At 71.4% G+C, this 10,377-nt stretch carries 9 protein-coding genes and 1 pseudogene; 3 read left to right on the top strand and 7 right to left on the bottom strand.

Annotated elements, in window-relative coordinates; genetic code table 11:
* Positions 1-74 precede the first annotated feature (74 nt).
* Positions 75-614 (top strand): FHA domain-containing protein, encoded by a 540-nt coding sequence (locus D7X12_RS34355; RefSeq protein ID WP_120629434.1) that lies wholly within the window; start codon positions 75-77, stop codon positions 612-614.
* A 76-nt stretch (positions 615-690) separates the two neighbouring features.
* Here D7X12_RS34355 and D7X12_RS34350 read toward each other — a convergent pair whose 3' ends face one another.
* The 4 genes from D7X12_RS34350 to D7X12_RS34335 all read right to left on the bottom strand — a co-directional run bounded on the left by D7X12_RS34350 (position 691) and on the right by D7X12_RS34335 (position 6,009).
* On the bottom strand, positions 691-1,743 hold the full coding sequence (locus tag D7X12_RS34350; RefSeq protein WP_120629433.1) for an SPFH domain-containing protein: 1,053 nt from the start codon (positions 1,741-1,743) through the stop codon (positions 691-693).
* A gap of 192 nt (positions 1,744-1,935) precedes the next feature.
* Positions 1,936-2,736 carry an ABC transporter permease subunit gene (locus D7X12_RS34345; protein WP_120629432.1) on the bottom strand — a complete coding sequence of 267 codons (801 nt, stop codon included), beginning with the start codon at positions 2,734-2,736 and terminating at the stop codon, positions 1,936-1,938.
* A gap of 4 nt (positions 2,737-2,740) precedes the next feature.
* Positions 2,741-3,700: an ABC transporter ATP-binding protein gene (locus D7X12_RS34340; protein WP_120629431.1), complete on the bottom strand. Its 960-nt coding sequence runs from the start codon at positions 3,698-3,700 to the stop codon at positions 2,741-2,743.
* The gene (locus tag D7X12_RS34335; RefSeq protein WP_120629435.1) at positions 3,697-6,009 is read right to left on the bottom strand and encodes an ArnT family glycosyltransferase; all 2,313 of its coding nucleotides are present in this window, start codon (positions 6,007-6,009) and stop codon (positions 3,697-3,699) included. Before D7X12_RS34335 ends, D7X12_RS34340 begins: the two co-directional genes overlap by 4 nt.
* Positions 6,010-6,308: 299 nt before the next feature.
* On the opposite strand from D7X12_RS34335, the gene D7X12_RS34330 reads away from it, so the two are divergent.
* Positions 6,309-7,634, top strand: a complete 1,326-nt coding sequence (locus D7X12_RS34330; RefSeq protein ID WP_120629430.1) for a hypothetical protein — start codon at positions 6,309-6,311, stop codon at positions 7,632-7,634.
* 5 nt (positions 7,635-7,639) lie between these two features.
* Positions 7,640-8,503 (top strand): hypothetical protein, encoded by an 864-nt coding sequence (locus D7X12_RS34325; RefSeq protein WP_120629429.1) that lies wholly within the window; start codon positions 7,640-7,642, stop codon positions 8,501-8,503.
* 9 nt (positions 8,504-8,512) lie between these two features.
* Here the strand turns inward: D7X12_RS34325 and D7X12_RS34320 are convergent, their stop codons facing one another.
* From D7X12_RS34320 to D7X12_RS34310, 3 genes and pseudogenes are all read right to left on the bottom strand, one after another.
* Positions 8,513-9,082, bottom strand: coding sequence for a serine hydrolase (locus D7X12_RS34320; protein ID WP_120629428.1), 570 nt, complete (start codon positions 9,080-9,082; stop codon positions 8,513-8,515).
* Positions 9,075-9,536 (bottom strand): annotated as a pseudogene (locus D7X12_RS45415) (serine hydrolase domain-containing protein); the annotation flags it as partial. The pseudogene D7X12_RS45415 and the gene D7X12_RS34320, both read right to left, overlap by 8 nt.
* A gap of 67 nt (positions 9,537-9,603) precedes the next feature.
* Positions 9,604-10,377 (bottom strand): tetratricopeptide repeat protein (locus D7X12_RS34310; RefSeq protein ID WP_369333662.1); only part of this gene is annotated, 774 nt, incomplete at its 5' end.

Genomic DNA, 10,377 nt, shown 5'->3' with positions numbered 1-10,377 from the left:
CCCCTGAGCCGGCCCGGCCACGCGCCCCGGACGGCCCTTCCCGTCCCCGCCGGTTGCACGTAGGGTTCCGGGCCATGGTGTCCGTGAATCAGCTCCGTCCCTTCGCCGGGGCCTCGCTGGAGTCCTTCCGGGCCGCGTCCGGTACCGTGGCCCTCATCCAGCAGCCCGTGGAGGCCTTCTTCCGCGACCTGGCGCCCGCCCTCATCGGCGCGCGCACGGTGGGCATGGCGCACCGCTCGCGCATGGGAGAGCGGCTGCTCACCATGCTGCGCGACTTCGACAACCTGGAGGTGCACTTCCTCCAGCCGAAGCAGGACGGCGAGGAGTTCACCGTGGGCCGCACCGACTCGTGCGACCTCGCGGTGCCGGAGCCCTCCGTCTCCCAGCACCACGCCACCCTGCGCTGGAACGCGACCGCCGGGGACTTCTCCGTGCGCGACGCCCAGTCCATGAACGGCACCTTCATCAACGGCGCGCCCCTGGGCTTCAAGGCCCAGGTGATGCTCCACGACGGCGCCACGCTGGCCTTCGGCGACGTGCAGTTCCTCTACCTGCGCGCGGAGACGCTGCACGAACACCTGCGCCTCGCGGGGCCCGGCAAGCCCGCCCCCTGAGACGACGAAGGCCCCGCCTCCACCTCCGCATGGGGGGAGAGACAGGGCCTTCAGGTGTCGCCCGCGAGGCGGGGGACTACAGGAGCTTCATCAGCTCCGCGCGCTTGGCGGCGTACTCCTCGTCGGAGAGCACGCCCGCGTCCTTCAGCTCCTTGATCTCCTTGAGCCGCACCGCGGGGCTGCGCGTGTCACCCGTGTTCGCCGTGGCCACCACCTGCTCGGTGGGCTGCCCGGGACGCTGCTGCTGCTGCTGCTGGTTGGAGAACATCTGGGCCATGCCGAAGCCCATGCCCATGCCCATGCCCTGCAGTGCGCCGTCGGAGCCGCCACCGCCCTTGGCCATGCCCTCGGACGCGCCGAGCATCGCCTGGCCCTGCGCGTACTGCTGGAAGCCGCCGGCAAGCCGCGAGTACGCGACGTCCTTGGACAGCTTCTTCAGCGTGACTTCGTCCTCGGGCTTGATGCTCACATGGAAGTTGCCCATGCGGACGATGGTGAGGCCGTAGCTGTCCACGTGCGGCTTGAGGCCGGCGAGGATTTCGGTCTCCATCTCCTCCACGTAGGCGCCGCTCGTCACGTCCAGGAGCGGCCACTTCTTCTTCACCAGCAGTTCGGCGGTGCGGTCGCGCGTCACCTTGAGGACCTGGCCCTTGAACCAGCCCAGGAACTCCTCGTTGCTCGCGCGGCCCATGCCGACCAGGCCCACCACCAGCTTCTCCGGCTCCGTCACGCGGATGGAGAAGTCGCCGTACACCATGGTGCCGATGCCCAGGCCCGTCTCCGGGTCGCGCACGTCACCAATGGGGCCGCCGAACTTCACGCCCGTGTGCTCGCGGGTGGAGACGAAGAAGATCTCCGCCATGAACATGTTGCCGCCGGTGAAGCCCTCCATCAGCCGCGACAGGAACGGGATGTTGCTGGTGTCCAGCGAGTGCCGGCCGGGCCCCAGCTTGCCCTCCACCTTGCCGTCCTTGACGAACAGCGCCACCTCGTCCGCGTCGACGGTGAGCTGCGTCATCATCCGGACGTTCTTCTCCGGATACTTGTAGACGATCTCGCCCTTCGCCTCGTCCGCCCGGGCGATGAAGTTCCGCTTCGCCTCGCCCTTGATGCTGTCGAAGATCCCCATGTCTGTTCAGCGCCTCCGTGGCCGCGTGGGCGGCAGGACTTCAAAGATCCGTAACCCCAACCCCTAAATGCATGGCCACCGGCACGAAAGCGCGATCCGCTTCCACCAGCGTCCTGCCCGGAACATAACAGCTTCGCGGGCGCCCGCCCGTCTGGCCGCCGTCCAGGAGTCCGGTGCAGGACCGCCCGTGGTTCAACCCCAGCGACTGACCAGACGTTCCCGGTCGAGCAGCCGGATGCTGGCCGCCAGCAGCACCAGGTCCAGCACCAGCACCACGGCGCCCTGGATGGCGTAGTACCCCAGGCCCGCCTTGAGCACGCCCGCCACCTGTCCGCCCACCAGCCCCACCAGGGGCAGCACCACCAGCGCGGACAGCTGCTGCGCCATGCGCGCCTCACTCACCCGGGCGGAGATGAGCACCGCGACCCCGTTGCCGAAGAAGGCGAACAGCGGCGCGAGCACGAACACGCCGAAGCCCCACAGCGCGTTGGGCATCAGGGGCCCTCCCACCAGCGGCCACGCGACGATGTCCACGCCCACGCAGAACAGCGCGAACGCGAACCAGGTCATCAGCACCGCGGGCACCAGCGCCGCCAGGCTCTTGCCCGCCACCAGCTCCGCGGCCGACACGGGCGAGGCCAAGAGGGGCTCCAGCGTGCGGCGCTCCTTCTCCCCCGCCACGCTCTGGGACGCGATGAGGATGGGGATGAAGACGGGCATCACCAGGAACATGCCGAACCAGTCGGTGAGCGACTTGTCGATGAGGAAGCGCGCCGCGCTCGCGCCCAGGGGCAGCGTGGGGTCGTAGAAGAGGGCCACCGTGCGCAGGTCCGAGTGGTCCGGCTGCGACACGTACGTCCACACGACGCCAATGGGCACCGTCACCATCACCAGCGGCAGCACCGCCATGGACAAGAGCAGGCCCACGTTCTTGCGCAGGTCCAGCGAGTCCTTCCAGAACACCGCCATCGCGCGTCGCGGCCGGAACGCCATGCCCTTATGCCCCCTCGTCCTTGAGCAGGTCCAGGTACACCTCTTCCAGCGGCCGCTGCGACGGCACCACGCTGTGCACGCGCGCCCCCGCGCCCACCAGGCACGCCACCACGTCCGGGGCCTGGGCCTCGTCCGCCAGCATCACCCGCAGGCGCCCGCCCTCCAGCAGCACGTTGGGCGCGAAGGGCAGCCGGGCCAGGGCGGGGCGGAACGCCTCCGCGTCACCCTCCACGCGCACGTCCAGCGCCTGCCCCGCGCGGCGCAGCTCCCGCACGGGCCCCAGCGCGAGCAGGCGGCGGCGCACCACGGCCACGCGCTCGCACAGCCGCTCCACCTCCGCCAGGTTGTGCGAGCACAGGACGATGGTGCGCCCCTCGGAGGCCAGCTCCGCCACCGCGTCGCGCACGGTGCGCGCGGACTCCGGATCCAGGCCGCTCGTGGGCTCGTCCAGGAAGATGACGCGCGGGTCGTGTACCAGCGTGCGCACGATGGCCAGCTTCTGGCGCATGCCCTTGCTGAAGCTGCCGCACGCGTCGTCCTCGCGGCCGCCCAGCCCGAAGCGCTCCAGGTAGTGCCGGGCCCGGGGCCACGCGGTGGCTTCATCCAGCTCATGCAGCTTCATGAAGAAGCGCAGGTTCTCCCGCGCGGTGAGCCTGTCGTACAGCCCGGGCTGCTCCGTGAGCAGGCCCACCACCTTGCGCAGGGACTCGCCGTCGTTCGTGACGGAGTGACCCCACACGCTGGCGTCGCCGCTGGACGGACGGAGCAGGCCCGTCAGCATCCGCACCGTCGTCGTCTTGCCCGCGCCGTTGGGGCCCAGCAGGCCGAACACCTCTCCAGGCCGCACGTCGAAGGTGAGGTCCTCCACGGCGGTGCGCGCGCCAAAGCGCTTGGCGAGCCCGCGCACGCGGATGCCGCCCTCGGCGGGGAGCTCCGCGTGCGGCGTCGGGAGGGGGCGGCTCAATCGATGGTCACCAGCACGAACTTGTTGTTGATGTCCCGGTCGATGAGGGTGACGGTCTTGTCGGTGCCCACGGCGCTGCGGAGCAGGGAGACGCGGGTGTGCTCCACCAGCGCCCACTCGCGCCCGGGCCGCGCCGCGTACGCGCGCATGCGCGTGTTGGCGTCACCGGAGCGGAACTGCTCCACCGTGTTGCGCGAGTAGAACGTCTCCCCGCGCCAGTTCATCATGTACGCGACGATGGGCTCCCCCGCCTGGCGCTGGGCGTAGTAGCGCCAGAACAGGTCGCGCTGCGTCCAGTGGTGGGACAGGTCCACCCAGTGGCCCCAGTTGAACCAGAGCGCGAAGCCCGCGGCCAGCGCCCAGAACGTGCTGAACAGCAGCACGCGCGAGCGCTGCAACGCGGCCACCACCAGCAGCATGCCGGCCACGCTGAACGCGAAGCCCATGGCGACCTTCACGTTGATGGTGCCGGTGAAGACCTTGAAGAGCGCGTCGGACGCCGCCGGGCCCTTGAGGCCGCGCACCGCCAGCATCACGCCCGCAAGCACCAGCAGGCCCGCCACCGCCTGGAGCACCGTGCGCCCCTGCGCCTCCTCCGGCCGCGACGCCTGCCAGAAGAGGAAGCCCGACAGCACCACCAGCGACAGGCCCCACAGGCCCATCGCGGACACCTGTCCCTGCGTGGCCACCGCGACCAGCGAGGCGACGCCGGTGAGCAGCAGGCCCAGCGCCAGCGTGCGCGCCGCGGCCGGGCGCGCGGGCCGGTCCTTGGAGGAGAACGCCTCGAAGGCGAGGTACACGCCGAAGGCCAGCAGCACCAGCGTCACCAGGTCGCCCATCCACAAGGGGCGCGTGGAGAAGAACGCGATGGGCCGGGTGACCAGCTCCTGCGGATAGGGGCGGTCGTAGTTGTAGACGAACAGGTCGGTGAAGTCCTTGGGGGTCTCCGCCAGGTCCTTGCCCACGAGGACGAACAGCACCCCGCCGAAGATGAGGCTCACCGCGTGTTCGGAGATGCCGTCGCGCCACAGCCGGTCCACGAACAGCGCGATGAGGACGGCCACGCCCGGCAGCACCGGGAACACGTAGTGGTGGAACTTCGTCGCGCTGGAGGCCAGCAGCCAGAACGCGAACGCCACCCAGATGACGGCGATGAGCGCCAGGTGGTCCGCCTTGTCGCGCGAGCGCAGCTTCAGGCGCGACACGACCGCGAACGCGCCCGGCAGCAGCGCCACCCACGGGAAGATGGCGAAGCCGCCCTGTTCGATGAAGTAGGTGAACGACCCGCCCGGCGTGGTGGTGTGCACGCCCGCGGTGAGGCGGTTCAGGTGGTCGTGGACGAAGAAGCGGTACCAGAACAGCTTGCCCTCGTCGTCCACGCTGTCGAAGAGGGACAGCGTCAGGTACCAGGGCAGCGCCACCGCGAAGAACACGAGGATGCCCGTGCCCAGCTTCATCCGGTGCATCTGCGCCCACAGCACCGGCATGGGACGGGTGCCCGCGCGGACCTCGGCCCGGAAGTCGCCGCGGGTGAGCCAGCGCAGGTGCGCCTCCAGGCTCTCGCGGTCCCACGGGATGACGGCGGCGACCGCGTACAGCGCCAGGATGACCGCGGGCAGGCCCACGCCCAGCAGGCCCTTGGCCAGCGTGGAGAGCCCCGCGAAGACATAGAAGCCGTACCACCAGCCCGCGCGGTGCTTCGTCGTGTCGTCCAGCTGGCCGATGATGGCGCACGCCATCGCGCACACGAACGTGGTGACGAAGGGCGTGTCGGTGACGGTCTGCCGGGTGAGCAGGAAGTACAGCGGCATGGTGGCCAGCACGAAGCCCGTGGCGAGCCCCGCGCGCATGCCCACCACCCGCGCCACCGCCAGGGACAGGAGCGACACGGCGGCGATGCTCAGGAGCGCGAAGGGCATGCGCATGCCCCACTCCGTGTAGAGCCCCATGGCGCCGTCACCCCGGAGGGCACCGACGAGGTTCATCCCCAGTGCCTGCATCCACATGGTGAGGGGCGGCTTGGAGAAGAACCACGCGTTCTCCCAGAAGGGATAGACGTAGTCGCTGCGCTGGATCATCTGCCGGCCCACTTCGCCGTAGTGGGTCTCCCAGGGGTCCCACAGGCCGACCGCGCCCAGGTACGGCACGAAGAGCAGCGCCGCGAAGCCCGCGGTCGCCAGGACCACGCGCGCGCTGAAGGACAGGGCCAGCCACTTCTTGCCCCACGTCGTCGTCAGGGTCTCCTCACCGAGGATGGCCTGGGTGAAGGTCTGTTCCCGCTGCGGGGTCTGTTCGCCGTCGCTTGCCACGCGCACGTGCTCCTTCGTCGTCCGGGACGGGCCCTCCGTGCACGGCACGGGGCCGGGGGGCTTATATCCCCCCCACCCCCGCCGGTCGACCGACCTGCGCAGGAGTGCGCCATTCTCGCGTCAGTCGTGCCGCTTCCGTGTGCAGGCGGTGTGCAGGCGGTGTGCAGGCGCCTGCACAGTCGGCCGGGGCCGGCCACTGAACAGCCCGTCCGCCCGTCAGGGCACGCGCCTTGTAAGGGCGGACCGTCGCAAGGTGCACCCGCGCGGCCGGAGCGCGGGGCCCCCGTCGAGGAGACGCGATGCTCGTTTCAGCGGTGACCCTGGGCTGTGCCCTGCTCCTGGGGCAGGTGGAGACGCCGGAGGCAACGGTGCCGGAGGCCCCGCCACAGGAGGAGGCCCCCCGGACGGAGGAGCGACAGGAAGCGGTGCCGGCGCCGCCTGCGGAGGTCGTGGCGACGCCCGTTCCCAAGGTGTGGGATCTCCAGGTGCCCGTCCCGGGCGCGGACTCGCCCCGCCAGCCCTTCGACAGGCCTGTGCTGTGCGTGAGCCTGCCCCCCACGCCCGCGGTCCCGTCGGGCGAGTGGCGCGCCCGGTGCGACGAGTCGAAGAAGGAGTGCCTGGTCACCCCCACGTGGGAGCTGGATGCGGAGGGACATGAGACAGGCCAGCGACTGGCCCGGGTGAACGGGTGCTACGACATGCTGTCTCCGGAGGTGGCGCGCGGCTACCGGCTGGTGCCCGCCATCGCGGAGGCCCCGCCGGGGTGGTACCGCGACGAGCGCGGGCGGGTGTTGCAGTACAACTTCGATCTGCACCGGCGGATCCGCGTGGGAGGAGCCTGGGCTCCCCGCTGGCTGCACGAAACGTCAGGCCGCGATGACCGCGTCCGGGTGGACTTCGGCGTGGACCTGGAGTGGCCGGGAGACACGGGGCGGCTCCACCGGATGACGCTCCTGGACGCGGAGCTGTACCTGGGGGACGCCTCGTCGTTCGACGCCACGCTGCTGCGCTACGACTTCCGCAGCGAGCGCGACGAGCCGCTCTTCCGGGTGACGACCTTCTACGGCAAGCCCCGGCGCTTCGACGTCTTCGCCAACCTGGGCTTCTGGATGGAGATGCTCCACGCGGAGCAGGTCCGCCGCGAGGGCGTGAAGGCGGACTTCCTGGCCCTGGGCTCCACGTACGCGACGCTGGACCTGTGGCATTCGAGGGACCTCGTCTCCTACGTGCGCGTGCGCGCGGGGCCGACGTTGGAGCGAGACCGGACGAACGGCTTCGCCACGCTCGTGCCCGGCGCCGCGCTGGAAGGGGACCTCACGCTGGACCGGGACGGCTTCCACCACCTGCTCTTCGGAGTGGAGGCCCAGAAGATCCTCCTCGCGGAGCGCGTGGAGGGCCGCCCCCTGCGCCCGGAACGGCTGCGGCTGCGCGCGGGCTATGAAGTGATTGCCCTGGCCATCAACGACCAGCCCGTGAGCCTGACGCTGGACGGACGCGGCACGTGGCGCGACGACGTGGCGAACGCGCCCGCGGGCTGGGAGTGGTCCGCGCAGGCGGGACTGCGCTTCTCGCTGTGGGCCCCGGCGAGGCGCTCCGCCCCGGTCGCGCATGACAGGAAGGGGTAGGCGCGATGGTCGCGCTCGCGCTGGCCCTGCTGCTGAGCACCCTGCCCGACCCGGCGATGTCCTGTCAGGGTCGGACGGACTCCGGGGAGACGTTCCCCACCTGCTTCGACCCGGGAACCGGGTGGGTGCTGGGCACCGCGCTGCACATGCAGGACGGGGACCCCGCGCTGCTCCTGCGCACGGGCCTCCTTGTGCGCGTGGAGCGCTCGAGCGGCAGCAAGGCCGAGTCACGGTGGTTCGATTCGCACCGCCTGCTCGTGACGGAGGCCTGGGGCGGCGCGCGCAAGGGGCTCACCTTCACCGGCTACGAGGGGCTGCTGCGAAGGCACGTCGACGAAGGCAACATCCTCGTCTCCATCGGGCGCCCCCGGCGCATCCCCTTCCCCTTCGACGTGGCGCTGGCCCTCCGCGCGGCGCACCTGGAGCGGCGCGTCTGGGAGGGGTCGGGCTGGACGCTGGAGACGGGCCGCGTGGGCCTGCTGCTGGACCCCGTCCGCACGAACACCGAATGGGGCTGGCTGGCCGTGGGCCCCGCCGCGAGCCACGCCCTGCGCCACGGGCGGGACGGCACCACGCATGAGCTGTCGCCCTTCACGTCGCTGCTGCTCGACACGGGGTGGGAGACGCGAGACGGGCGGTGGGCGTTGCGCGTGACGGGGCTCGCGGGCTGGAGCTTCGACTTCGACGGCGGCTCGCACTTCCGGGTGCGGGGCGACGTCGCGGTGGAGCACGTGCTCCTCGCGGTCAACGACGCGCCGGTGTCCCTGCGCCTCGCGGCCACCGGCGTGCGCGGGGACGCGGGGCTCGGCCGGCGCGACGAAGCGATGCTGAGCGCGGGGCTCACGGTGCGCCCGTTTGGCGAGCGCTGAAGTGGGCCGTCACCCGCGCGGAGGCTTCGCCGCCAGGGCCTGGAGCAGCGCCTCCGACACGGCGCCCATCCGCCCCAGGTCCGCGTTCGTGTGGATCAGGAGGATGACGGTGAGGTCGTCCGCGGCGGAGCGGCTGAGGCGCATCTTGAAGGGGCCATTGGAGCCACTGAGCCAGAGCACCGGATGCTCCTTGCCCCCGAGCGACATCGAGCGCAGGCGCCCGCCATACGCGTAGCCCTCGTCCGCGACGTAGACCGTGGACAGGTGCTTGAGCGACGCGGCGGACAGCAGCTGCCCCTGCGAGAGCGCGCGGGTGAGCGTGAGCAGGTCCTTCGCGGTGCTGTAGGCCCCGCCCGCGCACATCATGAACTCCGGCATCGGCACGGACTTGCGCTTCGGCGCGGGCTGGAGCGCTTCGTAGCCGCGCGCACTGGAGGGCACGTCCGTGAAGTCCCCCACGAAGGTGCCCGTGTCCTTCAGCTTCAGGGGCGCGAGCAGGGCCCGGAGAGTGCGCGTAGTCGAAGCGACCTCCGGGCTCGAACTGGAGGTCCCCGCTCGCGTAGCGCGTGACGGCTTCATCCAGGGACAGCGTCCGCCGGGCCAGCTCCGGATCCTTGCGGAACGCGCTGATGACGTCGTTGGGCAGGCCGCTCGTATGCGACAGCAGGTGGTGCAGCGTCAGCCGGGAGCCGGTGTCCGGACGGTACGTGGGAAGCACCTCCACGAGGGGCCGGGACAGGGCCAGCCTCCCCTCGTCCACGAGCTTCAGCACCACGAGCGACGCGACGAACTTCGACACCGAGCCCAGCTCGTAGCGCGTGCCCTGCGTCGTGGGCGTGCCCGCCTCCAGGTCCGCGTGTCCGTAGGCCTGGTGGTGCAGCACGGTGCCACCACGCGCGACGAGGATGACGCCGTGGAAGCCCGTGTCCTTCACGAACGTCGCGATGGGCTCGTCCAGCGTGGCGGCGGAGGCCCGGACACCGAGGAGCGCCGTGCACAGCAGCGGAAGCAGGAACCGGGTGGAAGCAATCATGGGCGCGAAGCTCCGGGGATCAGCAGGAGGAGAACGGCTGCGGACCGCGGGGATTGCATGACCGCGCCTACCGCCCCTGGGTTTCGAGCGCCGCCTTCAACGCCCCCTCGGCCGCGCGCAGTCGCGGGTCTCGAGGATCCACGCGGCGGGCCTCTTCCAACCGGAGCAGGGCCCGCGCGGTGTCCCCTCGTGCCAGCTCGCACCGCACGCCCGCCTCCAGCGCCCCCGTGTCGGACGGTCCGTACACCTGCGCTTCCGCCGCGGCGTGACAGCCCTCGTCCACCTGACCGGACTCGAAGTACGCGCGGGCCAGCTCCACCCGCGTATCGACATGCGCCGGCGCCAGCCGCACCGCCGAGGCCAGGGGCTCCACCGCGTCCGCCGGCAGTCCCCACCGCCGCAGGGCGTGCCCCAGCTCGCGCAGCGGCCCCGCGACGCCCGGCACCAGCAGCGCCCGCGCCCGGGCGACCCGCAGGCCCGCGGGCTCCTCGAAGCGCACGTCCGCCGTCATCCGCTCCACCACCCGCGCGTAGCCGGAGTAGCCCCGGGGCCAGGTGATGACGATCCGGTACACCCACTCCCCCCGGGGCACGAACCACGCCACCAGCTGCGTCGGACCTCCGACGCCGTCCAGCTCCGCGCGGATCCGCTGCGCGGGCCGGCCCCCGAGGGACGCGGGCTGCAGAACGCCCACGGACACCGTGCGCCCCTCCGGGCCCGCCATGCCGGGCACCAGCGCTTCGTCCCGGTAGTGCCGCGCCTGCGCCGTGCCGTCCCCGGGCTCGCCCGTCTCGATGGCCTCCGCCGAGAGCGTGGCCCGCCCTAGGCCCGGTCTCTTATA

Origin of the sequence: Corallococcus sicarius, from assembly GCF_003611735.1 — a bacterium.
Taxonomy (GTDB): domain Bacteria; phylum Myxococcota; class Myxococcia; order Myxococcales; family Myxococcaceae; genus Corallococcus; species Corallococcus sicarius.
Note: the sequence above shows the minus strand (reverse complement) of the source record. Positions and strands in the feature narration are given on the sequence as shown.